Annotated in this window: 28 protein-coding genes and 2 tRNA genes; 21 read left to right on the forward strand and 9 right to left on the reverse strand. The window is 67.8% G+C overall.

The features are described 5' to 3' along the window. From CVA01_RS09485 to CVA01_RS09495, 3 genes are all read left to right on the forward strand, one after another. Positions 1-698: cytochrome c oxidase subunit I (locus tag CVA01_RS09485; protein WP_174775629.1), on the forward strand; the 698-nt coding region annotated here is incomplete at its 5' end. A gap of 101 nt (positions 699-799) precedes the next feature. Continuing rightward, positions 800-2,116, forward strand: a complete 1,317-nt coding sequence (gene serB / locus CVA01_RS09490) for a phosphoserine phosphatase SerB (protein WP_014009265.1) — start codon at positions 800-802, stop codon at positions 2,114-2,116. Positions 2,117-2,172: 56 nt separating this feature from the next. Then, complete coding sequence (locus tag CVA01_RS09495; RefSeq protein ID WP_141330457.1) at positions 2,173-2,910, forward strand: aminoacyl-tRNA hydrolase; 738 nt, start codon at positions 2,173-2,175, stop codon at positions 2,908-2,910. On the opposite strand, the gene CVA01_RS09500 is transcribed toward CVA01_RS09495, so the two are convergent. From CVA01_RS09500 to CVA01_RS09510, 3 genes are all read right to left on the reverse strand, one after another. Continuing rightward, entirely contained in the window at positions 2,911-4,500 is a 1,590-nt protein-coding gene (locus CVA01_RS09500; RefSeq protein ID WP_141330326.1) for an AMP-binding protein, read from the reverse strand. 67 nt (positions 4,501-4,567) lie between these two features. After that, positions 4,568-6,601 (reverse strand): ATP-dependent DNA helicase, encoded by a 2,034-nt coding sequence (locus CVA01_RS09505; RefSeq protein ID WP_280528073.1) that lies wholly within the window; start codon positions 6,599-6,601, stop codon positions 4,568-4,570. Next, complete coding sequence (locus tag CVA01_RS09510; protein ID WP_244938246.1) at positions 6,598-7,872, reverse strand: nicotinate phosphoribosyltransferase; 1,275 nt, start codon at positions 7,870-7,872, stop codon at positions 6,598-6,600. The genes CVA01_RS09505 and CVA01_RS09510 overlap by 4 nt, the downstream gene beginning before the upstream one ends. Before the next feature lie 126 nt (positions 7,873-7,998). On the opposite strand from CVA01_RS09510, the gene clpS reads away from it, so the two are divergent. The 9 genes from clpS to CVA01_RS09555 all read left to right on the forward strand — a co-directional run bounded on the left by clpS (position 7,999) and on the right by CVA01_RS09555 (position 15,325). Next, the gene (gene clpS / locus CVA01_RS09515) at positions 7,999-8,304 is read left to right on the forward strand and encodes an ATP-dependent Clp protease adapter ClpS (RefSeq protein ID WP_014009270.1); all 306 of its coding nucleotides are present in this window, start codon (positions 7,999-8,001) and stop codon (positions 8,302-8,304) included. Between the two features lie 5 nt (positions 8,305-8,309). Further along, positions 8,310-8,900, forward strand: a complete 591-nt coding sequence (locus CVA01_RS09520) for a DUF2017 domain-containing protein (RefSeq protein WP_141330330.1) — start codon at positions 8,310-8,312, stop codon at positions 8,898-8,900. 9 nt (positions 8,901-8,909) lie between these two features. Further along, a complete protein-coding gene (locus tag CVA01_RS09525; protein WP_141330332.1) occupies positions 8,910-10,049 on the forward strand; it encodes a P1 family peptidase in 1,140 nt (379 codons plus the stop codon). Then, positions 10,046-10,705, forward strand: coding sequence for a rhomboid family intramembrane serine protease (locus CVA01_RS09530; protein ID WP_141330334.1), 660 nt, complete (start codon positions 10,046-10,048; stop codon positions 10,703-10,705). The genes CVA01_RS09525 and CVA01_RS09530 overlap by 4 nt, the downstream gene beginning before the upstream one ends. A gap of 11 nt (positions 10,706-10,716) precedes the next feature. Next, the gene (gene murI / locus CVA01_RS09535) at positions 10,717-11,550 is read left to right on the forward strand and encodes a glutamate racemase (protein ID WP_014009274.1); all 834 of its coding nucleotides are present in this window, start codon (positions 10,717-10,719) and stop codon (positions 11,548-11,550) included. Between the two features lie 79 nt (positions 11,551-11,629). Then, positions 11,630-12,439: an MBL fold metallo-hydrolase gene (locus tag CVA01_RS09540; protein ID WP_014009275.1), complete on the forward strand. Its 810-nt coding sequence runs from the start codon at positions 11,630-11,632 to the stop codon at positions 12,437-12,439. 25 nt (positions 12,440-12,464) lie between these two features. Continuing rightward, on the forward strand, positions 12,465-13,235 hold the full coding sequence (gene rph / locus CVA01_RS09545) for a ribonuclease PH (RefSeq protein WP_014009276.1): 771 nt from the start codon (positions 12,465-12,467) through the stop codon (positions 13,233-13,235). After that, positions 13,236-13,880, forward strand: a complete 645-nt coding sequence (locus CVA01_RS09550; RefSeq protein WP_141330336.1) for a non-canonical purine NTP pyrophosphatase — start codon at positions 13,236-13,238, stop codon at positions 13,878-13,880. Positions 13,881-13,918: 38 nt separating this feature from the next. Continuing rightward, entirely contained in the window at positions 13,919-15,325 is a 1,407-nt protein-coding gene (locus CVA01_RS09555; RefSeq protein WP_141330460.1) for an amidohydrolase, read from the forward strand. A gap of 17 nt (positions 15,326-15,342) precedes the next feature. Here CVA01_RS09555 and CVA01_RS09560 read toward each other — a convergent pair whose 3' ends face one another. Further along, positions 15,343-15,738, reverse strand: a complete 396-nt coding sequence (locus CVA01_RS09560) for a DUF3817 domain-containing protein (RefSeq protein ID WP_014009279.1) — start codon at positions 15,736-15,738, stop codon at positions 15,343-15,345. A 5-nt stretch (positions 15,739-15,743) separates the two neighbouring features. Next, positions 15,744-16,196 carry a hypothetical protein gene (locus CVA01_RS09565; RefSeq protein WP_141330338.1) on the reverse strand — a complete coding sequence of 151 codons (453 nt, stop codon included), beginning with the start codon at positions 16,194-16,196 and terminating at the stop codon, positions 15,744-15,746. 146 nt (positions 16,197-16,342) lie between these two features. On the opposite strand from CVA01_RS09565, the gene CVA01_RS09570 reads away from it, so the two are divergent. Then, positions 16,343-16,427, forward strand: a tRNA-Leu gene (locus CVA01_RS09570). 11 nt (positions 16,428-16,438) lie between these two features. Here CVA01_RS09570 and CVA01_RS09575 read toward each other — a convergent pair. Then, positions 16,439-17,059, reverse strand: a complete 621-nt coding sequence (locus CVA01_RS09575) for a TetR/AcrR family transcriptional regulator (RefSeq protein ID WP_014009281.1) — start codon at positions 17,057-17,059, stop codon at positions 16,439-16,441. A 243-nt stretch (positions 17,060-17,302) separates the two neighbouring features. Between CVA01_RS09575 and ctaD the strand changes: the two genes are divergently transcribed. Next, entirely contained in the window at positions 17,303-19,066 is a 1,764-nt protein-coding gene (gene ctaD / locus CVA01_RS09580; RefSeq protein ID WP_444979568.1) for an aa3-type cytochrome oxidase subunit I, read from the forward strand. Between the two features lie 54 nt (positions 19,067-19,120). Here the strand turns inward: ctaD and bcp are convergent, their stop codons facing one another. Then, positions 19,121-19,588 carry a thioredoxin-dependent thiol peroxidase gene (bcp, locus tag CVA01_RS09585; RefSeq protein ID WP_041630434.1) on the reverse strand — a complete coding sequence of 156 codons (468 nt, stop codon included), beginning with the start codon at positions 19,586-19,588 and terminating at the stop codon, positions 19,121-19,123. Positions 19,589-19,712: 124 nt separating this feature from the next. Between bcp and CVA01_RS09590 the strand changes: the two genes are divergently transcribed. From CVA01_RS09590 to CVA01_RS09600, 3 genes are read left to right on the forward strand one after another with little or no spacing between them, the layout of a single operon-like run. Continuing rightward, positions 19,713-19,991 (forward strand): DUF3618 domain-containing protein, encoded by a 279-nt coding sequence (locus tag CVA01_RS09590; protein WP_014009284.1) that lies wholly within the window; start codon positions 19,713-19,715, stop codon positions 19,989-19,991. Next, on the forward strand, positions 19,992-21,128 hold the full coding sequence (locus CVA01_RS09595; protein ID WP_141330340.1) for an AbrB family transcriptional regulator: 1,137 nt from the start codon (positions 19,992-19,994) through the stop codon (positions 21,126-21,128). A gap of 14 nt (positions 21,129-21,142) precedes the next feature. After that, complete coding sequence (locus tag CVA01_RS09600) at positions 21,143-21,562, forward strand: phage holin family protein (RefSeq protein WP_014009286.1); 420 nt, start codon at positions 21,143-21,145, stop codon at positions 21,560-21,562. Between the two features lie 77 nt (positions 21,563-21,639). Here the strand turns inward: CVA01_RS09600 and CVA01_RS09605 are convergent. Beyond that, positions 21,640-21,715, reverse strand: a tRNA-Lys gene (locus tag CVA01_RS09605). A 311-nt stretch (positions 21,716-22,026) separates the two neighbouring features. Between CVA01_RS09605 and CVA01_RS09610 the strand changes: the two genes are divergently transcribed. Continuing rightward, positions 22,027-23,220 carry a L,D-transpeptidase gene (locus CVA01_RS09610; RefSeq protein ID WP_141330342.1) on the forward strand — a complete coding sequence of 398 codons (1,194 nt, stop codon included), beginning with the start codon at positions 22,027-22,029 and terminating at the stop codon, positions 23,218-23,220. Between the two features lie 47 nt (positions 23,221-23,267). Here the strand turns inward: CVA01_RS09610 and CVA01_RS09615 are convergent, their stop codons facing one another. Next, on the reverse strand, positions 23,268-23,804 hold the full coding sequence (locus CVA01_RS09615) for a flavin reductase family protein (protein ID WP_141330344.1): 537 nt from the start codon (positions 23,802-23,804) through the stop codon (positions 23,268-23,270). Between the two features lie 67 nt (positions 23,805-23,871). On the opposite strand from CVA01_RS09615, the gene CVA01_RS09620 reads away from it, so the two are divergent. The 3 genes from CVA01_RS09620 (at position 23,872) to CVA01_RS09630 (ending at position 25,974) form a co-directional block, all read left to right on the forward strand. Then, complete coding sequence (locus CVA01_RS09620; protein WP_141330346.1) at positions 23,872-24,186, forward strand: DMT family transporter; 315 nt, start codon at positions 23,872-23,874, stop codon at positions 24,184-24,186. A 151-nt stretch (positions 24,187-24,337) separates the two neighbouring features. Further along, positions 24,338-25,201: an urea amidolyase associated protein UAAP1 gene (locus CVA01_RS09625; RefSeq protein ID WP_244938234.1), complete on the forward strand. Its 864-nt coding sequence runs from the start codon at positions 24,338-24,340 to the stop codon at positions 25,199-25,201. 65 nt (positions 25,202-25,266) lie between these two features. Continuing rightward, positions 25,267-25,974 carry an urea amidolyase associated protein UAAP2 gene (locus tag CVA01_RS09630; protein ID WP_141330348.1) on the forward strand — a complete coding sequence of 236 codons (708 nt, stop codon included), beginning with the start codon at positions 25,267-25,269 and terminating at the stop codon, positions 25,972-25,974. Positions 25,975-25,982: the final 8 nt, after the last annotated feature.

Here is a 25,982-nt window from a genome sequence, read left to right on the forward strand (position 1 = left end):
TCGCGGTCCCGACCGGCCTGAAGTTCTTCAACTGGCTCGGCACCATGTGGAAGGGCCGGATCACCTTCGAGACCCCGATGGTCTTCGCCATCGGCTTCTTCGCCACCTTCCTCTTCGGTGGTCTGACCGGCATCATGCTGGCCTCCCCGGCCCTGGACTTCCAAATCTCGGACACCTACTTCGTGGTCGCGCACTTCCACTACACCCTCTTCGGAACCATCGTGTTCGCGTCCTACGCCGGCGTGTACTTCTGGTTCCCGAAGATGACCGGCCGGATGCTCAACGAGAAGCTGGGCAAGATCCACTTCTGGCTGACCTTCATCGGCTTCCACACCACGTTCCTCATCCAGCACTGGCTGGGCAACATGGGTATGCCGCGTCGTTACGCTGACTACCTCGAGTCCGACGGCTTCACGATCTACAACCAGATCTCCACGATCGGTGCGCTGATCCTCGGTATCTCCGTCATCCCGTTCGTCTGGAACGTCTTCAGCTCCTGGCGCTACGGCGAGGTCGTCACCGTCGACGACCCGTGGGGCTACGGCAACTCCCTGGAGTGGGCCACCAGCTGCCCGCCGCCGCGCCACAACTTCGAGTCCCTGCCCCGGATCCGCTCCGAGCGCCCGGCCTTCGAGCTGCACTACCCGCACATGGTCAAGAACATGCGCGAGGAAGCTCACGTGGGTCGCCACTTCTAGGCATCCCCTCCGCCCGGCCACCGGCCAGGCAACGGTTGAACGACAGCCGCACCCCAGCTACGCGGGGTGCGGCTGTCGCCGTCTGCGCCCCGGGTGCGACAATGTATGACGTGGACAACTCGGATGCAGCGCAGCAGACACCCCAGACCAACACCGCCGACAATGCTCACCTGACCGTCACCCTCGCCGACGGGCTCACCCCCGCGGTCGTGACGCTCACCGGGCCGGACCAGCCCGGCGTGACCGCCGACTTCTTCCGGACGCTCGCCGAGCATGGTACCCAGCTCCTCGACGTGGAACAGGCCGTCTTCCGCGGCAACCTCAACCTCGCCGCCTACGTCGGCTACCGGCTGTCCGAGGGAACCGCACTGCGGGAGAACCTTGACGACGTCCTCGAGGGCACCGGCATGAGCGTCACCGTCGACGTCTCCGACGAGATCCAGCAGGCCCGTGGACGCTCCACCCACGCGGTGATCGTCCTCGGTGATCCGGTGACCGCCGAACACATCTCCACCATCGGACGCGTCCTCGCCGACCACGGTGCCAATATCGACCGGATCCGCGGCATCGCCGACTACCCGGTCACCGGACTGGAGCTGAAGATCACCGTCGCCAACCCCGCTCCCGGCGGTTCCGCCGATCTACGTGAGGCCCTCGCCGAGGTCGCCCACGGCTCCGGGGTGGACATCGCCATCCAGCGCGCCGGCCTGGCCAACAAGACCAAGCGCCTGATCTGCTTCGACGTGGACTCGACCCTCATCCAGCAGGAGGTCATCGAGCTGCTGGCCGCCCACGCCGGCCGCGAGGCCGAGGTCGCCGCGGTCACCGACCGTGCGATGCGCGGTGAGATCGACTTCTCCGAGTCCCTCCATGAGCGGGTCAAGGCCCTCGCCGGCCTGGACGCCACCGTCATCGACGAGGTCTCCCGCGCCGTCCAGCTCACCCCCGGTGCACGGACCACCATCCGTACCCTCAAGCGCCTCGGCTACCGCACCGGCGCTGTCTCCGGCGGCTTCGTCCAGGTGCTGGAACCCCTGGCCCGTGAACTCGGCCTCGACTTCTACCGGGCGAACACCCTGGAGATCGTCGACGGCAAGCTCACCGGACGCGTCATCGGCCAGGTCATCGACCGCGATGTGAAGGCCGAGAGCCTCAAGGAGTTCGCCTGGTCCAACGGCATCGCCCTGAACCAGACCGTCGCCGTGGGTGACGGTGCCAATGACATCGCCATGCTGTCCGTGGCCGGCCTGGGCATCGCCTTCAACGCCAAGCCGGCCCTCCGCGAGATCGCGGACGCCACCGTCAACCATCCTTTCCTCGACGAGGTGCTCTTCATGCTCGGTATCTCCCGCGAGGAGATCGACTCCGCCGACCTGGAGGACGGGACCTACCGGCGCGTCCCGCTCGAACCGCGGTGAGTGAGGACACAGACACCGGGCTGGTCCGTCGGGCCCACGCCCGTCTGCGGGACGCCATGGGCGATGACCGCGACGGTGAGAACCCCGACGATCCGACCACTGTCCATGCCATGCCACTGGTGTTGGAGTTCCCGCACGATCCGCTGCCGGACCGTCGTGCGCTGCTGGAGGCTGCCGCCACCGCCTGCGTAGCCGTCTGCCTCGATCCCAGGGCAGGGGAGGACTCGGTCTTCGCCGACGCCCTGGGACGCTGGTACGGCGCCAGGATCCGCAAGATCGCCCGTCGGGCACGCAACAAGAAGTGGCGGGATGTCCAGGGCCTGCCCGGTGTCACCGTTTCGGTGGACGACGCCTCCGTCCGAGCGTTCACGCCATGCCCGGTCACGGAGACCCCTGAGACGCTGAACAAGCTGCAGATCCAGGGCGCGGACCTGGAGCCGGGCGCCTCCTACGCGGATGCTCCGGAGGACATCCTCACCGTGGATGACGCCCCGGTGATCTACGTCGACGCGTCCCTGGAGATGACGGTCGGCAAGGCCGCGGCGCAGGTCGCCCACGGCTCGATGCTCCTCGCAGCGGCGATGGACGAGGACGCGGCCCTCGACTGGGCACGCCGCGGCTTCCCCCTGCATGTCTGTGAGGTCCCCGCCGGGCGCTTCGCCGAGGTCCGCGACGAAGCCGGGCGACGGATGACGGCCGACTCCCTCGGCCCGGCCGCCGCGGTGGTACAGGACGCCGGCTACACGGAGATCGCCCCCGGCTCTTTCACGGTCGTCGCCCTGCAGCGGAGCTGATCAGCCCCGGTCGCGCAGCGTGCGTCGCAGGATCTTGCCGGTGGCCGACTTCGGCACCTCAGACAGGAACTCCAGTGCACGGATCTTCTTGTAGGGCTCCACCCGGGCGTTGACGGCGTCCTCGATGGCGGTGGCGACCTCCTCGTCGGAGCGGGTGTCGCCCTCGGCGACCGCCTGTCGCACCACGTAGGCCTTGGGGATCTCCGCGCCGGTGGCCGCGTCATCGACGCCGACGACTGCGGCGTCCGCCACATCAGGCAGGGTCAGCAGCAGAGCCTCGAGCTCTGCCGGAGGAACCTGGTAGCCCTTGTACTTGATGATCTCTTTGAGCCGGTCGACGATATAGACGTCGCCCCGGTCATCCTGGCGCGCCAGATCTCCGGTGCGCAGCCAGCCGTCACCGGGCAGGGTGGCGGCGGTGGCCTCCTCGTCACCCAGGTAGCCGGACATGACCTGGGGCCCGCGGACCCACAGCTCGCCGTCGGCACTGACGCCCTCGGACGGGACCGGGATCTCCTTGAAGGACTCCGGGTCGACGATCTTGTGCTCGGTGCCGGCGACCGGCCTGCCGATGGAACCACGCGAGAGGTTCCCGTCGGTGTTCATGTGCGTCACCGGGCTGGCTTCGGTGAGACCGTATCCCTGGTAGACGCGGATGTCGAGCCGCTTCTCCACGGCGCGTGCGAGGTCGTCGTCGAGCGGAGCGGCACCACTGAACACGCCACGCAGGGCGGAGAGGTCGTGACCGTCGACAGCCGGGTCCTTCGCCAGTGCGACCGCCACGGGCGGGGCGATGAAGGTGAAGGTGACCTTGTGATCCTGGTGGGCGGCGAGGAAGGTGTTCAGCTGGAACCGGGGGGAGGTCAGCAGCCGGGCACGCAGCCGCATCGCCGCATTGGCCAGCACGGTGAGTCCGTAGATGTGGAAGAACGGCAGGACGCCGAAGATCGTGTCCTCCCGCGTGACCACACCGGCGGTCTCGATCTGGGCGATGTTCGCCACCAGGTTCCCGTGGGTGAGCTTCACACCCTTCGGCAGTCCGGTGGTGCCCGAGGAATAGGGCAGCGCGGCAGGGTGGGTGGCGGGATCGAAGCTGACCTCGGGGGGAGTGTTGCGCTCGGCGTACATCTGCTTGAGTCCGCGGGAGTCGTCGAGGTGGATCAGCCGGTCGGCGGGCAGCCCGGCGAGCTCCGCGGCCTCCTCACCACCGTCGCCGAAGCCGGCGAGGGTCAGCAGCAGCGTCGCGCCCGAGTCCTTGATCTGGTGGGCGACGGTCTCCGGGGTGGAGAGCAGCGGAACGGGGGTCAGAACCGCACCGAGACGCCACACCGCGTGAGCGGCGACGATGAAATTCTCGGAGTTGGGGCACTGCAGCGCGACGACGTCCCCGGTGCGCACCCCGAAACGGTGGAGCCAACCGGCCGCGGCGTCCACGTGACTGCGCAGCGTGGCGAACGTGGATTCGGTGCCGTCCGCCAGATCGACCACGGCGACGCGGTCCTCGTCCTCCGGGGCCAGCGAGCCGTAGATGTAGTCGTAGAGGCCCACCGGGGGGACGGTGAAGTCGCTCTGGTCACTGGACACGGGCATGCGGATACTCCTGTGGACATTTCGACGCTGTAATAACTACATGGGCGATCCTACGCGGTAGCGCAGTTCACCCGCGCAGGCGGCGGAGCGCGCCGCGGACCTTACCCCCGTCGGCGGTGGTCCAGAACGGCGGCATCGAGGCGAGGAAGAAGGACCCGTAGCGCTTCGTCGCGATCCTCGAGTCGAGGACGGCGACCACGCCACGGTCGTCGACACTGCGCAGCAGGCGTCCCGCACCCTGCGCCATGAGCAGTGCGGCGTGGGTGGCCGAGACCTCCATGAACCCGTTGCGTCCCGCCTTGTCGGCAGCTTCCTTCCGGGCCTGCATCAGCGGGTCATCCGGGCGGGGGAAGGGGATCCGGTCCATCACGACCAGTGACAGGGAGGGGCCCGGCACATCCACGCCCTGCCAGAGGCTGAGGGTGCCGAACAGGCAGGTCTCCGGTTCCGCGCGGAAGCGGTCGATGAGGGTGCCGAGCGTGTCCTCACCCTGCAGCATGATGTCGTAGGGCACGAGGGTGCGCATCTCCGCGGCGGCGGCCTCGGCGGCCCGCCGGGAGGAGAACAGACCGAGGGTACGCCCGCCGGCGGCATTGATGAGCTGGGCGAGTTCGTCCATCGTCGCGGGGGAGGCAGCATCCCGGCCCGGCGGGTCGAGGTGGCGGGCCATGTAGAGGATCCCGTGGGTGCCGGCCTCGAACGGCGTGCCGACATCCAGGGTGGTGCACTTCGACGCGGACAGCCCCCAGGACGCCAGCATCGCGGTGAACCGGCCACCCAGGGCCAGTGTCGCGGAGGTGAGGATGACGGTGGAGTCCCCGAAGAGGCGGGTACGCAGCAGGTCGGCGACACTCAGCGGGGCGACCCGGACCACGCGCCGCGAGCGGTCGCCGCCGAGCCAGACGACATCCTCGCCGAAGACGCTGTCGTCGCCGGAGTCATCCTCGTCGAGGATCCGCACGACCGTATCGTGCAGTTCCTCGCAGGAGGAGATGCAGTGGTGCAGCTCAGCGGTCTTCTCGGCGTCCTTCGCGCTCTCCGCACCGGTCGGCACAGTGCCTTTGCCACCCTGCAACTTCGAGCGCAGGCCCCACAGGGCGTCACGCAGGGCGATGAGCGGTTCCTGCAGCTGGACAGGTACCTGCAGCCACCGACCTTCCGGGGCGGTGCCGGCGGTGACCGCGGCCTCGATCTCCGCCGTCCAGGTGTCCGCGGCCTCCTCCACGGCGTCCGCGCAGCCGTCGGGACCGACCTTGGCGCAGCGTTTGGCGAGGATCGCCAGGGACGCGGCGGTGAGCTCGGCGGTCGCCACGGAGGTGATCCGGGCCTCGAGTTCATGGGCCTCGTCGATGACCGCCACATCATGCATCGGCAGCACCGAACTGTCCGCCATCGCGTCGATCGCCAGCAGGGCGTGGTTGGTGACCACGACATCGGCTTCAGCGGCCTCGGCGCGCGCGGCCTCGGCGAAGCACTGCTCGCCGAAGGGACAGCGGGACGCCCCGACGCACTCCCGGCTGGTCACACTGACCTGACGCCACGCCTGGTCGGAGACGCCCCGGGGCAGGGAGTCACGGTCACCGGTACCTTCGCCGGTCTCCAGGATCTCCTGGGCCCAGTCGCGCAGCCGGGTGACCTGGGCGCCGGTGCGAGTAAGTTCCGCCTCGTCGAGCAGCGAATCCTCCCCGTCCCCGGAGGACGGGGCGCCACCGCCGGTGCGGTGCAGACAGAGGTAGTTGTTGCGGCCCTTGAGGATCGCGAAGGTGGGGCGTCGCCCCAGCTTCGGGGACAGGGCGTCCACCACCCGCGGCAGATCCCGGTTCACCAGCTGACGCTGCAGGGCGATGGTGGCGGTGGAGACGACGACGCGGCGTCCGGTATCGACCGCGTGGGCCAGAGACGGCACCAGATACGCCATGGACTTCCCCGTACCGGTGCCGGCCTGGACAGCCAGGTGGCGTTCCTCCGAGATGGCGTCGGCGACGGCGGCGGCCATGGTCCTCTGGCCGTCGCGTCGGGTGCCGCCGAGGGTCTCGACGGTGTGGTCCAGCAGGTCGAGCGGGGAGGGCGTGCCGGAGGCGGAGGGCGTCTGGTCGCTCACAGGCCGATGAAACGCACGGACAGGGCCGGCTCGTCACGGGACAGTGCCAGGCCCTCCCACGGCAGGGATACCAGCTGGGCGGCCAGGTGGTCCCGCGACTCGTCGAGGGACGCCAGATCGTCCACCGGCTCGCCGTCCTGGATCAGCGGCACGGTGAGCTGGACGGTGTTGAGGACGCCGCCGAGGTCCGGGGCGTCCTCGTCGATGGACCAGGCGACCTCTTCCACGGCGGTGCCGGTGGACCGGCAGGCACGCAGCGCCTGCTTGGCTCCACCGTGGCTGGCCTTGCCGCGGCTGCGCTTGTGGACGTGGGTGCCGTCGACCTCGACGAGCTTGTAGACCAGGCCCGCGGTCGGGGCGCCGGAGCCGGTCACCACGGAGGTCCCGGCACCGTAGGTGTCCACCGGCTCACTGCGCAGCGAGGCGATGGCGAACTCGTCGAGATCGGAGGAGACGCAGATTTTCGTGTCGTAGGCGCCCAGGGCGTCCAGCTGGTCACGGACCTGACGGGCGAGCACGCCCAGGTCGCCGGAGTCGATGCGTACCCCGCCGAGGCCGGTACCGGCGACCTCGACGGCGTTGGCGACACCCTGGCGGATGTCGTAGGTGTCCACCAGCAGGGTGGTGCCCACCCCCTGGGACTCGATCTGTGCCTTGAAGGCGGCCTTCTCGTCGGGACGGCCGTCGGCGTCGGTGTGCAGCAGGGTCCATGCGTGGGCGCTGGTGCCGCCGACCGGGACGCCGTAGCGTGCCGCGGCCTCCAGGTTCGAGGTCGACACGAAGCCCGCGAGATAGGCGGCGCGCGCGGCAGAGACCGCGGCGTCCTCATGGGTGCGGCGCGAGCCCATCTCGATGATGGGACGCCCCTCGGCGGCGGTGACCATACGGGCCGCGGCGGAGGCGACGGCGGAGTCGAAGTTGAGGATCGACAGGATCACCGTCTCCAGCACGACGCACTCGGCGAAGGTGCCGCGCACGGTGAGGATGGGGGAGTTGGGGAAGTAGAGCTCGCCCTCGCGGTAGCCGTCGATCTGTCCGGAGAAGCGGTAGTTCTCCAGGTAGGTGCGGGTGCGTCCGTCGAGGAACGGCAGCCCGTCGAGCTGCTCTGCGGTGAAACGGAAGTTCTTCACGGCGTCGATGACCCGGGCGGTGCCGGCGACGACGCCGTAGCGCCGTTCATTCGGCAGGCGGCGGGTGAAGACCTCGAAGGCGCACCGTCGGTCGGCGGTGCCGTCGGCCAGGGCGGCCTGCAGCATCGTCAGTTCGTACATGTCGGTGAACAAGGCCGTGGAGGCAGCGCCGGGACGACTGCCGGAAGGTGTGGAGGATGCGGTCACACTGTCACATAGTAGTGATGTCCCGTTGCCGCGTCGGTGACCACCGGTAGTCTGGGTGGCATGACTTCTCCTGCCGCCCCGGCTGCCACACCCGTGGCAGAGCAACTGCCGGACACACTCACCGAGGCCGATCTGCCCTGGCTGTGTATCTGCTGGGACGATCCGGTCAACCTTATGAGCTACGTCACCTACGTCTTCCAGACCGTGCTCGGCTACTCCCGCAAACGTGCCACCGCCCTGATGATGGAGGTGCACACCGAAGGCAAGGCCATCGTGAGTTCCGGGGACCGTGACAAGGTGGAGGCGGACGTGAAGAAGCTTCAGACCGCCGGCCTGTGGGCCACCATGCAGCGCAGCGAAGGATGATCGACGTGATCCCCTGGACGAAGAAGAAGGGTCTGGTCCGCGGCACCCGCTACCAGACGCGTCTCGAACCCCTGGAGCGCGAGATGCTCGGCGATTCCGCCGTGACCGTCTCCGACGCCCTCGTGGGCCGCGCCCGGTCGGCGCCGAAGGATGAACTCGCCGAGATGACCGGCCTGCCCTCCGGACACACGGACGCGCCGAAGGACCCTGCCCTGGCCCGCCTGCTGCCCTCCTTCTTCCGCGACGGTGCGGAGGAGGTCGAGGGGGAGGCGTCCGTCACCCGGCAGTTCACCGAGACGGACATCATCAAGGCGAAGCTGCTCAACCTGCGGATCCTCATCGACGCACTCGGCCCCGACGGGTCGGTGAACATCAGCATCGGTGCCGACCAGGCAGGCCCGTGGCTCAACGCGGTGGCGGACATCCGCACGTACCACTCCGCCCAGCTCGACGTGTACCGCGTGGAGCACGGGGAATCCTCCCAGGAGGTCGAGACCGCCGCGAACTACCTCGACTGGCTCGGCTACCACCAGGACACGCTGCTCAGCGCCATGATGGGGGAACTCGACGTGCCCGACGGATTCGACGAGGGATAGGGGTCCGTCATGGCAGCTGCGTCCTCGATGTCCTCCGTCTTCGGCGCGGTCCCCGGCCGGGTCAACGGCCTGGCGGATGTCCCCGGCATCGCCGTCGGACACGCCCCGGCCCGTGACGACGCCGGAACGCCCGTCTCCTCGGGTGTCACCGTGGTCGCCTGCCCCTCCGGTGCCGTCGGTGCGGTGGATGTCCGCGGCGGTGGCCCGGGCACCCGCGAGACCGACCTGCTCAAGCCCTCGAACTCCATGCAGTCCGTCCATGCCGTCGCCCTGTGCGGCGGTTCCGCGTTCGGGTTGGACGCCGCGGGCGGCGTCATGGCCGGGCTCGAGGAGCGTGGCATCGGGTTCCCGGTCTTCGGGGACGCCGTGCCGGACGGCCCGATCGTGCCCATCGTCCCGGCCGCCGTGATCTTCGACCTGCCCGTCGGCTCGCCCGCCGCCCGTCCCGGTGCCGACTGCGGTCGCGAGGCGCTGACCGCCGCACTGGGTGCCCTCGACGAACTGCCCGGCGTCAGCGGCCCCGCGCTCAACGGCTGTGTCGGTGCCGGACGCGCCGCCACCGCCGGCGCCCTCAAGGGCGGCTTCGGCCAGGCCAGTGCGGTCCTGCCCACCGGGGAGACGGTCGCCGTCGGCCTTGTCGCCAATCCCGTCGGCTCGGTCGTCGACCCCTCGACCGGCTGGCCCTGGGGGCTGGCTGCGGAACTCGACAGCGACGGCGTCGGCGAATTCGAACGCTACTGGGGCGGACTGCCGGACCCGGACGACGGTGGGCTGGAGGCGCTGCTCGCCCGCGGGCTCGGCGGGACGAAACTGCCGCCCGGGACCACAGGCACGTCTCCCATGAACACCGTGATCGGCGTCGTCGCCACCGATGCCCCGGTCACCAAGGCCCAGGCCGAACGACTCGCCATGGCCGCCCATGACGGGCTCGCCCGGGCGGTGCGTCCCTCCCATCTGCCGATGGACGGCGACAGCTTCTTCGCCCTGTCCACCGGAGGTGGGGGAGAGACCGGTGTCGGCGTCCCGGGTGAGGAACTCGCCCTGTTCGCCACGGTCGCCGCCGACTGTGCGGAACGGGCCGTGGTGCACGCGGTCCTCGCGGCGTCCTCGATGTACGAGGTGCCCTCCTGGACGGAGCTGATGGAATGACCACACCGCACACCCCTGCGAGGACGGGGGAGAAATCCCCGGCGACCTTCCGACGCAGCCGCACCGGTAAAGCCCTGATCACCTCCGGGTCCTTCCTGGTCGTCATCTGGGTGCTGATGCTGATCAACGCGCTGTCGAACTACCGGCTCACCGGCTACGGCGTGGAACCCCGCGAGATCGAGGGGCTGCGCGGCATCATCGTCGCCCCGTTCCTCCACGTGGACTTCAGTCACCTGCTGGCGAACACCCCGGCGTGTGCCGTACTGCTCTTCCTCATCGCCCTGTCCGGGCAGAAGGCCGTGTGGGTGTCCTCGGTGTGCACGGTGATCGTCGGCGGGGTGGGCATCTGGCTCACCGGTCCGGAGAACTCGGTGCACGTCGGCGCGTCGATCCTCATCTACGGCTGGGTCGCCTTCCTGGTGCTGCGCGGGTTCTTCGTGAGGTCCTTCGGACAGATCGCCCTCGGCGTGGTCGTCGCACTGATCTACGCCGGCCTGTTCTGGGGCCTGTTCCCCGGCAATCCGGGCGTGAGCTGGCAGGGTCATCTCTTCGGCGCGGTCGGTGGCGCGGTCGCGGCTTTCCTCACCGGGCGGCAGACAGGGCGGCAGACCAGCCGGCAGACAGGGAAGAAGACGGGTCTGAAGGACGCCGACTAGGATCAGACGCCATGGCAGGAAACTTCGACAATTCCCCCATCGGCGTCTTCGACTCCGGTGTCGGCGGGCTCACCGTCGCCCGTGCGATCGTCGACCAGCTGCCGGAGGAGTCGATGATCTACATCGGCGACACCGCCAACTCGCCCTACGGCGACAAGCCCCTGGCCGTGGTCCGTGAACTCGCCACCGCCATCGCCGACGACCTCGTCGACCGGGGCTGCAAGATGATCGTCGTGGCCTGCAACACCGCCTCCGCCGCCTTCCTGCGTGACGCCCGCGAGCGCTACCCGGTCCCGATCATCGAGGTGATCCTGCCGGCCGTGCGACGCGCCGTGTCCGTCACCCGCAACGGCCGGGTCGGCGTCATCGGTACCCACGCCACCATCACCTCCGGCGCCTACCAGGACCTCTTCCGGGCGAACCCGAATGTCGAGGTCTTCGCCCAGGACTGCCCGCAGTTCGTCCCCTTCGTCGAACGCGGCATCACCACCGGACGCCAGATCCTCGGTCTCGCCGAGGCGTACCTGGAACCGTTGAAGGATGAGGGCGTGGACACCCTCGTGCTCGGCTGCACCCACTACCCGCTGCTCACCGGCGTCCTCCAGCTCGTGATGGGGGATGACGTCACCCTGGTGAATTCCGCCGAGGAGACGATGAAGACCGTCTACCGCACCCTCAACGAACAGGGGATCCTCGCTGACCGGAGCCCGGGGGACGGGGCAGGGGAGCAGCCGGTGCACACCTTCGAGTCCACAGGTGATCCGCAGCGGTTCGCGCACCTCGCCAGCCGGTTCCTCGGCCCGCAGGTCACCAGCGTGAGCCAGATCCCCGAGATCCTGCGGTGAGCACCCCGGCGGGCAGGGACGTGAGCCAAGGGTAAGTCCGGTCACCGCCCGGATGTCGTCCTGTGGGACAATGCATGTCATGGAGATGACGATTCTGGGATGTTCCGGCAGCCTCGCATCGCCCGACAACGCCGCGTCGGGTTACCTGCTGCGCATGTCCGACGGGCAGCGCATCCTCGTGGACATCGGTCCTGGCGTCCTCGCCCGGCTGCAGGTGCACGACCGGCCAGGTGACGTGCACATGGTGTTCTCCCATCTGCACCCCGACCACTGCCTCGACTTCCCGTCGCTGGCCGTGTGGCAGCGTTACCACCCGACGGACGCCGCGACGCGCAGGCACACGCTCCTCGGACCGTCGATCGCGCCGGTACATCTGGGTCGGGCCTCCGCCGACCGGCTCGAGGACGTCGACGACTTCTCCGACATCTTCGACATGGTCACCTGGAGTGCGCCGACCGAGGGGCCGGTCGCATTCCCCGACCCCGCCTACACCGAGCACCGCATCGGGGACGCCCGGCTCTACGCCGCTCCCGCCGTGCACCCGACCGAGTCCTACCTCATGCGCATCGAGGACGCCGACGGCTCCTCGCTCGTCTACTCCGGAGACACCGCCGCCACCCCGCATCTCGCAGCCGTCGCCACCGGTGCCGATGTGCTGCTGTGTGAGGCGACCTGGGGGGAGCGGGACAACGGCAACAACCCCCCGCAGATGCACCTCTCCGGTGAGGAGGCCGGCCAGGCCGCCGCGGAGGCCGGGGTGGGACGGCTGGTGCTCACCCACATTCCGCCGTGGGGGGACGTGGAAGGCGCACTGCGCGGTGCACGGCGCTTCTATGACGGGCCGGTGGAGGTCGCGGTGCCCGACATGGTGGTCACGCCCGGGCTGTGACCGCCCGGGCGGTAGGCTGTCCGGCATGACTTCCTCCGATTACACCCGCTTCGACGGGCGCGCCGTCGACGAACTGCGTCCGGTCCGTATCACCCGCGGCTTCACCACCAACCCCGCCGGCTCCGTGCTGGTCGAGTTCGGCAACACCCGCGTGATGTGCACCGCCAGCGTCTCCGAGGGCGTGCCGCGGTTCAAGCGGGACTCCGGCGAAGGCTGGCTCACCGCCGAGTACGCCATGCTGCCGTCCGCCACCGCGGAGCGTATGCCGCGCGAGGCGCTCAAGGGTAAGGTCAAGGGACGTACCCACGAGATCTCTCGTCTCATCGGCCGTTCCCTGCGCGCCGCCGTGGACCTGCGGGCCCTCGGTGAGAACACCGTCAACATCGACTGTGACGTCCTCCAGGCAGACGGTGGTACCCGTACCGCCTCGATCACCGGCGCCTACGTCGCCCTGGCCGATGCGCTGGCCGTGCTCCAGCAGCGGGGCGTCGTCCCCGGTGAGCCGCTGCTCGACCCGGTGGCCGCCGTGTCCGTCGGCGTCATCGACGGCGTGCCCTGCCTCGACCTGCCGTACCCGGAGGACAGCCGGGCGGATGTCGACATGAATGTCGTCATGACCGCCGAGGGGAGGTTCGTCGAGATCCAGGGCACCGGCGAGCACGCCGAGTTCAGCCGTAGCGAGCTCAACGAGCTCCTCGACCTCGCCGAGGGTGGTCTCTACGACCTCGTCGACCTGCAGCGTGCCGCCCTGGATGCCGGGCTCGGCGAGGCTGTCACCCTGGGGGAGTGGAACTAGATGGCCGTCCAGGTTCTGGTGGCGTCCCGCAACCGCAAGAAGCTCGGTGAGCTCGAGCGTGTCCTCGCGGCCGCCGGTATCGAGGGCATCGAACTGCTCACCCTGCGCGATGTCGACGGGTACCCCGAGACACCGGAGACTGGCGCGACCTTCGAGGACAATGCGCTGATCAAGGCCCGTGACGGCGTCCGCTACGCGGGTCTGCCCACCGTTGCCGACGACTCAGGCATCACGGTGGACGCCCTCAACGGCATGCCCGGCGTCCTCTCGGCACGCTGGTCCGGGAGTCACGGGGACGATGAGGCGAACAACGCCCTGCTGCTCGCCCAGACCTCCGATGTCCCCGACGACCGACGCGGCGCGGGCTTCGTCTCGGCGTGCGCACTCGCCCTGCCTGCGGAGATGGCGTCCTCTCTCGGGAAGGACGCCGAGACGACCGTGCGCGGAACCTGGCGTGGAACCCTGCTGCGCGGGCCGCAGGGGGAGAACGGGTTCGGCTACGATCCGCTGTTCGAGCCGGAGGAGACCCCCGGGAAGTCCAGTGCCGAACTGGCGCCGGAGGAGAAGGACGCCCTGTCCCACCGCGGTCGTGCACTGGCTCAGCTGGTGCCGATGCTGCGGTCGCTGGCTACAGTGGGGAACTGAAACCCCTTCCCCCAGCCAGAGAGGAACCGGTGACCTCCGTGAGTGTGTCCGGTAGCCCGTCCCAGATCGTCAGCGACGCCGTGGAGGCCGACGGCCCCGCGGACCTGAGCTGGCAGGTGGACCTCTACAAGGACCTGCACCGGTACCCGGAGCTCTCCGGGGCGGAGCGGGAGACCGCCGCCCGGATCCACGCCGAGCTGCACCGGTTCCCGGACTGGGAGGTCACCACCAATATCGGCGGCTACGGCATCACCGCCGTGCTGCGCAACGGTGAGGGGCCCACGGTGCTCTACCGCGCCGACTTCGACGGTCTGCCCGTCGCCGAGGCCACCGACGTACCCTACGCCTCGACCCACTCGCAGCTCGATTCACACGGCCAGCAGGTGCCGACGATGCACGCCTGCGGTCATGACGCGCACACCGTCACCGCGCTGGGGGCCATGGCGGTGCTCGACGCCACCCGGTCGGACTGGTCCGGCACGGTCGTCATGGTCTTCCAGCCGGCCGAGGAGGCCGCGATCGGTGCCCACGGCATGGTCACCGACGGACTGTGTGACGTGGTCCCACGCCCGGACGTCTGCCTGGACCAGCACGTGCTGCCCGGTCCGTCCGGGACCGTGTACTGCTCGCCGGGGCCGATGACGACCAGTTCCACCACCATCGAGATCACCCTGTTCGGACGCGGGGCACACGCCTCGATGCCGCACCGCGGTGTGGACCCGGTGGTGCTCACCGCCGCCGTGGTGATGAAGCTGCAGACCATCGTCTCCCGTGAACTGCCGCCGGGGGAGTTCGGTGTGGTCACCGTCGCCTCGATTGAGGCGGGTAAGGCGAACAACGTCATCCCCGATTCGGCGAAGATCGCGCTGAGCTGCCGGTTCTACTCGGAACGGTGGCGGCTCAAGGCGGTGGAGTCGATCAAGCGGATCGTACGTGCCGAGGCGGTGGCGGCCGGATGCGAACGCGAGCCGGAATTCCGGTTCGTCGGCCTGCTCGCGGCGACGGACAATGACGCCGGGGTCTTCGAGGTGGTGCGACCGCACTTCGACGCGCACTTCGGGGTGGATTCACAGGACATGGAGCCGTGGACGGCGTCCGAGGACTTCCCGGTCATCCCCACCGCATTCGGCTGTCCCTACCTGTTCTGGACGGTGGGTATCACGCCGCGACGGCAGTGGGCACGGGCGGAGGCGTCCGGACGCCTCGACATCGACATCCCCTCGAACCACAATCCGGGGTTCCTGCCGGACCTGGCGTCCCTGCCGGTGACGACGGAATCTGCGGCCGTGGCGGTGCTGGCGTGCCTCGCCCACCAGTGGCGTCCGACCGGGCTGCCGGACGATGCGTGGGCGGCGGCGGACTGGGCAGGGGAGCCGGCGGGGGCAGCGAAGGGCATGGAAGGCATGGAAGGCACGGAAGGCAGGATTCAGCCCTCACGCGCCTGAGTGCGCGTCGGCGGGACTCAGAGGCCGAAGGTCTCGCGGACCTCGTCGCGGCGACGGCGCTCCAGGATGAACGAGAGCACCGGGATGACGCCGGCGAGGATCGTGGTGACCCACTTACCCGGCGCCCAGCGGGCCTTGACACCCAGGTCGAGGCAGGTCAGGCAGTAGACCATGAAGATCCAGCCGTGGGCGATGGCGACGAACTTGAACCAGCCGGGGGTGTCGATGTCCGCGATGTTGAAGACGATGTACTGCAGGATCATGTCGAGGCAGAGCCACAGCAGCATGACACCGGTGATGTAGGCCATGACGGAGTAGCGGGTCAGTGCACCCTGGACACGACGCTTCCGGTCGGGGGTGGCGGCGACAATCGGTGCGCCGGCATTCTGTGTGGGGCGGGCAGGGGTGGTCATGCTGTTCAGGAGATCCTGTTCTCGTCGGTGGAGGTGGTGCCGGGTTCGTGGGCCTCGCGTGCTTCGCGTGCTTCACGGGCACGGCGTCGGCGGTCGTCGGTGAAGACGTCGGCGGCGTCCCCGGAACGCTGACGGGACCCGCGCTGCGGGAGGACGTCCGTGGAGAGCTCGGTGATCTCGTCCGGGGAAGTCGGTTTGGTGACCGCCGGGGCCTCCTCACCGTTGGCGCGGTCACGCTCGTACTCCATGTACTTGCGGTAGGCCACGATGAAGAAGATGCCGAAGAGCGGCCACTGGAGGGCGTAGCCGAGGTTCTGGAAGGTGCCGTCACTGTCGTGCCAGCGGTCCCACTGCCACCAGGCCAGGCACAGGGTCGCGATCACTGCGGCGGCGAGAAAGCTCCACTGCACGATGCGGACACGCAGCGGAAAAGGGTTCTTCTGGGCTTCCCGGGACACGCACTCCACCGTACCCGTGGCGGTGGACGGGGTCGAAACCCTGACGGGCGGGCGTGACAGGGGACACAGTGACGGTCCGCCGGGCCGGATCTCCACCGGCTCCCGGGCGTTGCTACGATGACCTCTGCGCACGTGAGAGCGTGCATGCGCCCGTGGCGGAATTGGCAGACGCGCCAGGTTTAGGTCCTGGTGTCTACGGACGTGGGAGTTCAAGTCTCCCCGGGCGCACCACAGTTTTCCGGCTATCCGGTCGGGTGGGGACCGGCCCGGTGGGGGAGAGTCCGACGGGGTCCTGCCCGGTTCGCGATGACGCCGGCGGCGATGTCCCGGGCCCGACGCATGGCACGGCGGTCGCCGCTGGTGATCATCTCGGCATGGGCGCCGTCGATGAGCAGGGAGAACAGTCCGGCGTAGTTCTCCGCCTCGGCCGGTGAGTCGGCGATCCCGTCGTCGAGTGCCATCCGGAGCAGCACGTCATGCAGCCAGACCTTGTATCCGGCGATGACGGCGCGGGCAGGGTGCTCCGGGTCCGGCAGTTCCGCGGCAGCGACGGTGAACGGGCAACCCCGGAAATCCGGTCTCGCGTAGTTGCGCAGGAACCTGTCGAACAGGGAGAGGACCTTCCCTTCGGGTCCCGCCGGCTGTTCCAGGATCTGCCTGGTGATGCTCTGCCGACGGATGTCGCTGCGTCGTTCCAGGGCCGCGGCGACAAGGCCGGCTTTGGTGCCGAACTGGGCGTAGAGCGTCGGTTTGGTGACACCTGACTCCTCACAGATCCGGTCGACGCCGACAGTGGTGATGCCCTCGGTGTAGAACAACCGGGTCGCGGTGGCCAGGAGCCGCTCTCCTTTGGGCGAGTACATGCCCCCAAAAATACTGACAGGTCTGTCAAGTGGCAAGAAGAACCGTGGTGTGCGCCACAGGAGTGTCCGGAGACGGGATGCCCTGCTCTGATGCGGTCCGGGGCGACCATGCACGGTCACCACCGGAGGTCAACAGTCAGTTCACAGCTTGTCCGGAGTGTCCTACCCTCGCAGACATCACCCCGGAGTGTCCGGGGCACGGGCCGGACGACCCGCGTTCACCGTTGCCGGAAGGCCGACATCATGACTGCAGTACCTGACTCTCCGTCGTCGACGGGCTCGCTCCCCGTGCCCGGTGGAGCCACCAGCGCCGCCGACTACGCGGCTGCCCACGCCGTTGCCCATGCAGAGCGTCCCACCGCCCACGGCGGACGGTCCGCCAAAGGCAGCCACGCCTGGGACATCCTGACCACCACCGACCACAAGAAGCTCGGGATCATGTACATCGTGATGTCGTTCCTGTTCTTCTTCGCCGCAGGACTGATGGCACTGTTCATGCGCGTGGAGCTTTTCCACCCGGGTATGCAGTACCTGTCCAACGAGCAGTTCAACCAGATGTTCACCATCCACGGCACACTCATGCTGCTGCTGTTCGGAACACCGATCGTCTGGGGCTTCGCCAATGCCATTCTGCCGCTGCAACTCGGTGCCCCCGATGTGGCGTTCCCCCGGCTCAACGCCTTCGGGTTCTGGATCACGCTGTTCGGTGGACTGATGGTCCTGGCCGGGTTTCTCACTCCCGGTGGTGCCGCGGACTTCGGCTGGACGATGTACATGCCGCTGGCGGACGCCATCCACAGCCCTGGTGTCGGGTCGAACCTCTGGATCGTCGGAGTGGGGATGACCGGTGTCGGTACCATTGCCTCGGCGATCAACATGATCACCACCACGCTGTGCCTGCGCGCGCCGGGCATGACCATGTTCCGGATGCCGATCTTCACCTGGAACATTTTCATCACCGCACTGCTGTCGCTGCTGATCTTCCCGCTGCTCACCGCTGCGGCCCTGGGTGTCCTCTACGACCGCCTCTTCGGCGGCCACATCTTCGACCCGGCCAACGGCGGGTCACTGCTGTGGCAGCACCTGTTCTGGTTCTTCGGTCACCCCGAGGTCTACGTCCTGGCCCTGCCGTTCTTCGGCATCGTGTCCGAGATCTTCCCGGTCTTCTCCCGTAAGCCGATGTTCGGCTACGTCGGCCTGGTCTTCGCGACGCTGTCGATCGCCGCCCTGTCCCTGGCCGTGTGGGCCCACCACATGTTCGTCACCGGTGCGGTCCTGCTGCCGTTCTTCAGCTTCATGACCTTCCTCATTGCCGTGCCGACCGGCGTGAAGTTCTTCAACTGGCTGGGCACGATGTGGAAGGGCCGGATCACCTTCGAGACGCCGATGATGTTCGCCATCGGATTCTTCTGCACCTTCCTGTTCGGTGGTCTCACAGGTGTCATGCTGGCGTCCCCCGCCCTGGACTTCGCCCTGTCGGACACCTACTTCGTGGTCGCCCACTTCCACTACACCGTCAGCGCGACCGTGATCTTCGGCGCCTTCGCCGGTGTGTACTTCTGGTTCCCGAAACTGACCGGGCGGATGCTCAACGAGAAGCTGGGCAAGATCCACTTCTGGCTGACCTTCATCGGCTTCCATACGACGTTCCTCATCCAGCACTGGCTGGGCAACATGGGTATGCCGCGTCGTTACGCCGACTACCTCGAGTCCGACGGCTTCACGATCTACAACCAGCTCTCCACGCTCGGTGCACTGATCCTGGGCGTGTCGATGATCCCGTTCATCTGGAATGTCCTCAGTTCCTGGCGTTTCGGTGAGGTCGTCACCGTCGATGACCCGTGGGGCTACGGCAACTCCCTGGAGTGGGCGACCTCCTGCCCGCCGCCGACCCACAACTTCCACTCGCTGCCGAGGATCCGCTCCGAGCGTCCGGCCTTCGAGCTGCACTACCCGCACATGGTGAAGCGGCTCCGCGAGGAGGCGCATGTGGGACGCCACTTCTAGGCGTCCACCCGGGGCCGGGTCCCGGGGCGGGGATCCGGGCCGCTGGAACTCTTTCTAGAGCACGTCCTTGATGATCCGGGCGACGTGCCCGGTGGCCTTGACGTTGTACTTCGCCAACGCGATCTTCCCCTCTTCGTCGACGAGGAAGGTCGAGCGGATCACGCCCTGCACGACCCTGCCGTAGTTCTTCTTCTCACCGAAGGCGCCGTAGGCCACCAGCGTCTCCTTCTCCGGGTCGGAGAGCAGGGGGAAGGTGAGGTCATGGTTCTCGCGGAACGTCGCGAGCTTCTCGGGCCTGTCAGGGGAGATGCCGACGACGTCGATGTCGGCGTCGTTGAGCTGGGTAAGCGAGTCACGGAAGTCGCAGGCCTCGGTGGTGCAGCCAGGGGTGTCCGCCTTGGGGTAGAAGTACACGACGACCTTCTTCCCACGGAAGTCGGACAGGCTCACGGAGCCGCCCTTGTCGTCGGTGAGGGTGAAGTCTGGGGCCGTGTCGCCCACGGCGAGTCGGATGTCAGTCATGCTGGCCAGCATACGTCCGTCACCTTTGGCCGGGGTTCACCTGCGCAGGCGGGGGAGGACGCCGTACAATGGCGAATCGATACCGATCGTTTCCCTTCCTTTTCCACTCACGAGGAGATCTTCCGTGGCACGTAGCACCGACGCCATCCAGCGCGACATTGAGCGCACCCGTGACCAGCTCTCCGACACCCTCGAGCAGCTCAGCACCCGGGTCGCCCCGTCCGCACTCGCCGACGAGGCCAAGGGCAAGGTGCAGTCCGCACTGTCCGACCCGAAGGTCCAGCTGATCCTCGGTGGCGTCGCCGCCGGAGTTGTCCTCCTCGTCGCTCTGTCGGTCAACGGCAAGCGCAAGGAGAAGAAGCAGATCAAGGAGATCCAGCGTCTCCTCGCCAACGCCCGATAGGTGGCACCCGGCAGCCCTTCGGCGAACCCGGCGAACAGCGGCCCCGGCCGGTTCCGCGACATAGCGGAACTGGTCGGGGTCGCGGTCGTCGCGGTCCTCGTCGGCTGGTGGTGCACGGAGGCCGGCATCCCCGCGTCCTGGATCTTCGGGTTCCTCATCGTCTTCGGTCTCTATTCGCTGCTGCGCAACCGGACGGTCTCGCCGCCGTCGGCGACGATGCAGCCCGCCCAGGTGCTCATCGCGATGGTGTGCACGACCCCGCTGATGGAGCTCGACGGGGCGACGGTGCGCAGCTACCTGCTGCCGACGGCGCTGTCGGTCCTGGTGATGCTCGTGGTCAGTACTGTCGCCGGGCTTGTCCTGGCCCGTTTCGGGCGCACCGACCCGGTATCGGCGATGATCTCCACCCTGGCCGGCGGTGCCAGCGCGATGACGCTCATGGCAAGGGAACTGCATCTCGACGTGCGTTTCGTGGTGCTGACGCAGTACCTGCGGCTCACCCTCGTGGTGCTGACCCTGCCGTTGTTCGTGCACCTGCTCGGTGGGCAGGACGCCGGCAGCGTGGGCGGAGGTTCGTCCGACTGGTGGGAACCTGATCTGCGTCCGGTGGTGGGCGCGGCGGTGGTCTGGGCGGTGACGTGGACCTTCGTCCGCCTGACCCGGCGGTTATTCAGCATCCCCGCGCCGTACCTGCTGGTGTCGATCGCGGTGACCTGGATCCTCTCCGCGGCCGGGGTGCCCGCTGTATGGCTCACCCCGCACGGTGCGGTGCTCACCGTGGCCTACGGCATCATCGGCATCCAGGCCGGCGGCACGCTGACGATCGGGGCGCTGCGTCAGCTGTCCCACGCCCTGCCGATCATCCTCACCGCGGTGACCGTCATGGTCGCGGGCACCGTAGGTGCCGCGCTCGTCATCGCCCAGGTCACGGACATCAGCCGGTTGGACGCTTACCTCGCCACGGTGCCCGGCGGGATCTACGCGGTCCTGGCCTTCGCCCACGAGTCCGGCAGTTCGGCGGTGGTGACGGTGGGACAGGTGCTGCGCACCCTCGTGATGATCGTGGTGGGCGCGTATCTGCCGAGGATCGTCCGGAAACTGACAGGTCGGCGGCAGAGTGGGGACGCCGACGACTGATACCGTCTACAGGTGTGATCGGAACACTGTGGAACCTTCTCGTCCGGGCGGCCGGAACAGCCGTGGCCCTGTGGGTCGTGGTCAACGTCGTCGGCGGGGTGGACGTGCTCACCCCGTCGTCACCGTTGGTCGGTGACGGCTCGAATGACCGGGTCATCGTCTACCTGCTGTCCGGCCTGGTGATTCTGCTGCTCAATATGACGGTGCGACCGGTACTGCACCTTATCGGTCTACCCGTGTCGATCCTGACACTCGGGCTGTTCGCGCTGGTCATCAATGCGGTGGTGTTCATCCTCGCGGCGACGGTGACCGAGGCACTCGGGATGGGCCTGGTGGTCAACACCTTCGGTGCGGCGTTCTGGGGCGCGATCCTCATGGCGGTGGTGAACTGGGTGCTCGGCCCGCTGGTCGCGATGCTGCAGACCCGCCGGTAATCCCCCAGGGGTCTGTCGCCCCGGCCGGAACCGCGCAACGAGAAACCCCCGACCAGGTGGACCCGGTCGGGGGTGTGTGGTGCGTCATCAGGGACTCGAACCCCGAACCCGCTGATTAAGAGTCAGCTGCTCTGCCAATTGAGCTAATGACGCATTGTCGGTTGCTCTGTGCAACGAGGTAGAACTATAGGGCACCGGCACATGAACCGGCAAACGCGCTGGTCATATCGGGTAAACAGGGTGCCGCGGCAGTCTGACGGACAGCTGGCTGTCAGGCTGCGTGCGGAGATACCCGGGAGGATTCGCACGCCCGGTAACGATTGGGACACATTTTCGCGAAACGGACGTTTGAGGTTCGTCGGCGGGCGTCCGATGACTAGAGTTACTCTGCAGCGACGGGCAGGAATGTTCCCACCATGCCGACTGGCCCCTTCACCACACGACGAAAGCGATGTCTTACTCCCATGCAGTTCCTTCCGGGCCGTTCTGTGCGGTCCTTGCGGTCCATTCTCGCTGCCGCAGGCACGATCACCCTTCTGGCGACCGCGGCGTGCACCATCGACAATGACGGTGATGACGACACCGAACACGCTGCGTCGGAGACCACCTCCGCAACGGAGATCGACAGTGATCTCGCAGCGAGTGTCAAGGACGACGCCACCGGTGTGAAGGTCGACAAGCCCATCACCGTCACCGACTCCGACGGTATCGACTCCGTCGCCCTGACCGACGGTTACGGCACCGAGATCGAGGGCAAGTTCAACGACGACAGGACCGAGTGGACCTCCACCGACAACCTGGAGTACTCCAGCAACTACACGCTGGCGGCGAAGGCCGGCAAGGAGAAGCTCAACCAGAGCTTCACCAGCTTCAGCCCGAACCTGCTCACCGACGGTGCGATGTCGCCGCTCGACGGCGCCACCGTCGGTGTCGGCCAGACCATCTCGCTGCGCTTCGACGAGGTGCCCTCGGACCGCAAGGCCATCGAGGACGCCATCACCGTCGAGACCGAGCCGAAGGTCGAGGGCGCGTTCTACTGGATCACCTCCCAGGAGGTCCGCTGGCGTCCGAAGGAATACTGGACCCCGGGTACCGAGGTCCACGTCAAGGCCGATCTGTTCGGTAAGGACCTCGGCGACGGCATGTACGGCCAGCAGGACCGCGAGGCGGACTTCACCATCGGTGACGATCTCCGTGCCGAGGCCGACGACAACACCAAGCAGGTCGTCGTGAAGAAGAACGGCGAGGTCATCAAGACCATGCCGACCTCGATGGGCATGCCCGGCCACGAGACCCCGGTCGGCGTCTACACCATCGGTGACCAGTACGACACGCTGATGATGGACTCCACCACCTACGGCCTCGCCCTGGACGCCGGTGGCTACCAGACCGACGTCTCCTACGCGACGCAGATGTCCTATTCCGGCATCTACCTCCACGCCGCCCCGTGGTCTGTCTGGGCCCAGGGCAACACGGACACCTCCCACGGCTGCCTGAACCTGTCGATGGCGGACGCCCAGTGGGTCTACGAGAACTTCAAGCGTGGCGACATCGTCACCGTGAAGAACACCGGTGGGGAGACCCTCAACGGCTCCGACGGTCTCGGCGACTGGAACATCCCGTGGGAGACCTGGTCCGCCGGTAACACCGAGGGGTAGAACACCCGGGGTTGGAACGCCGGGGACTGGACCGCAGGAGCAGGGGGTCAGCCCTCGTCCGGGGCGGAGGACTCCGGCGTGCCGGACGGGCGCAGGTAGAAGGTCCGGTCCACGTAGAACAGACGGGGTAGGGCGCCGGCGAGCATCTCGGGGGACGCCGTCACCTCGACCACCTCAGCGGCCACCAGTGTCGCTGGGCCGACCGGGACAGTGCCGACCGGCCTGATGCGCAGCACGGCCGGCGCGCCGGCGAGCAGGGGTTCACCGGTCGGGGCGGTGGTCCATCCCTGCTTGTCGGTGAAGTGACGTCCGTCCCGGGCGGCGAACTCGCGGGCAATGTCGACCTCGTCGGGTCCGAGGAAGTGCACCAGGCAACTCTCGGCCTTGAGGATCTGACCGGGCCGGCCGGTGGACTTGGCCAGTGAGAAGGAGACCGCCATCGGGTCGATCGCCAGGGAGGACAGGCTCGACAGGATCAGTCCGACCGGCTGATCCTCGACGGTGGCGGTGATGAGGACGACTCCTGCCGGGTGGTGCCGGAACACGGTCCGGAAGTCGTCGACCTGCTCACTCTGCGAAACCATGGCTGCCAGGATACGCTTCACTCACTGTCTTTTTTCGGGAAACACTGTTGATGGAGAGTGAACAGGCATGGCGTGGTTCGTGTTGGTGGTGGCGGGTCTGTGCGAGCCGATCTGGGTGATCGCGCTGGGGAGGGTCGATTCCTTGACGAGGTTCGGGCCTATTGCCGTCTTCCTCACCTTCTTGGTCATCAGTCTCGGGGGACTGTCCTGGGCGCTGCGTGACCTGCCCACCGGTGTCGCCTACGCGGTGTGGGTGGCCATCGGCGCGGTGGCGACCGTGGCCATCAGTGTTGCTCTCGGGGAGGAGCATCTGACGGTGATGAAGGTTGTTTTCCTCATGGTGATCATCGGCGGTGTGGCGGGGCTCAAGGCCGTGAGCTGACAGCAGGAGTCCGCATCGGCTCTTGCCATCGAGGTTTACAGGGCGGAAACACCCGGGGTACCCCGTCGCAATCCCAGAGCACCATACTGACCCAGGTATCGAGCATTTGACAGGAACCAGGTTCAGACCTGGCCCCAGGAAAGGACCAGACGTGAACACTCCCCAGACCGAGGGTCCCCGCGACCTCCACACCACCGACAGTCTCTCCAGTGCCAGGGACGACGCCCGTTCCCAGGAGGGGCAGCTCCGTGACTGGATGCCGTACCTGCCCGCGTCCGCCAGCCCGTTCTGCCCCGAGGACGTGGATCCCGACACCCTGACCTGGGCGGAGACCGTGGCGCCGGGTGGCTACACCCACAAGGTCATCGCCCGTGGCACCCGCCTCCGGTTCGAGGACGTCGACGGTGAAGCCTGCGCACACGTGGTGCTCTACAACGCCCTGGAACCCTGGGAACGGTACAACGCCGCGGACAGCGTCAAGATCCCGTGGCAGGCTTACCTCTCCACCGGGCACCCGCTGCTTTCCGGAGACGGCCGCGTCCTAGCCACCGTCGCCGCCGACACCTCCGGCCACCACGACACCTTCTGCGGGACTATGACCACCGCCCAGACCGCCGGGAAGTACGGGGACGCCGCGATCCACGGCATCTATCCCGCCGGGACGGCACTGCTGGAACAGGCAGGGGCCAAGCACGGCCTCAGTGAACGCGACATCCCGCCGTCCGTCTCCTTCTTCAAGGGCGTCGATGTCGCCGAGGACGGGGCCCTGACCTTCCACAGCGGAGCCGGTGCCGGCGCCACCCTCGATCTCGTCGCCGAACTGCCGCTCATCGTGCTCATCGCGAACTCCCCGCACCCCCTCGACCCCCGACCTGACTATGTCAGTGGTGCTCTGCGGGTCCACGCCTGGCGCAGCACTCCGACCGGTGCAGACTCCGGCTTCTTCACCACCAGCCCGGAACGGCACCGCGCCTACCTCAACAGCATCGACTACGCCGAAGCCCGCGGGCTCTGAATCGGCCACCACCTGACCATCCACACCTGCTGACCTGCAGCTGACTCCTCGAAAGGCCACACTCCATGAGTACTCCCGCCTCGTCCGTCCCCGCCGGAGCCGTCCACGCCCCGGGCAGTGTCCTCGACACCGGTGCCCCGGCGGCGCCCGGGACCGTCATCCTCGACGAGACTGTCGGTCCCCGTGACCCCTGGTCCGCCATCGTGAAGAAGGGCGAGGTCCTCACCATCGTCGATGTCGGAGGAAACCAGTCCGCCGACTGCCTCCTCTTCAACGCCGACGACACCACCGAGCGCTACAGCGTCCCCCAGACCCTCGCCGGTCAGGCGAACGTCTACGTCCGCACCGGTACCGTCCTGCGCTCCAGCCGGTTCACCCCGCTGATGACCGTGGTCGCCAACGAGGTGGACCGTCAGGACACCATCGGCGGCGCCTGCGGCAAGGAGTCCAACACTCTGCGCTACGGTCACCACACCCAGCACGACCACGGGTGCCGCGAGAACTTCCTGGCCGAAGGACGCCGCTACGGCCTCGGCCCCCGCGACCTCGTCTCCAACCTCAACTGGTTCATGAACGTCCCCGTCGGAGCGGACGGCACCCTCGGCATCGTCGACGGCTTGTCCGGCCCGGGACGCCGCGTCGCGGTCCGCGCCGAGATGGACACCCTCGTCATCATCTCCAACTGCCCGCAGATGAACAATCCCTGCAACGACTTCAACTGCACCCCGCTGCGCATGATCGTCACCGCCGCGTCCAACGAGTCCGGGAAGTAGGCCCACCG

The sequence above is a fragment of the Corynebacterium variabile genome (assembly GCF_006539825.1).
Classification (GTDB): domain Bacteria; phylum Actinomycetota; class Actinomycetes; order Mycobacteriales; family Mycobacteriaceae; genus Corynebacterium; species Corynebacterium variabile.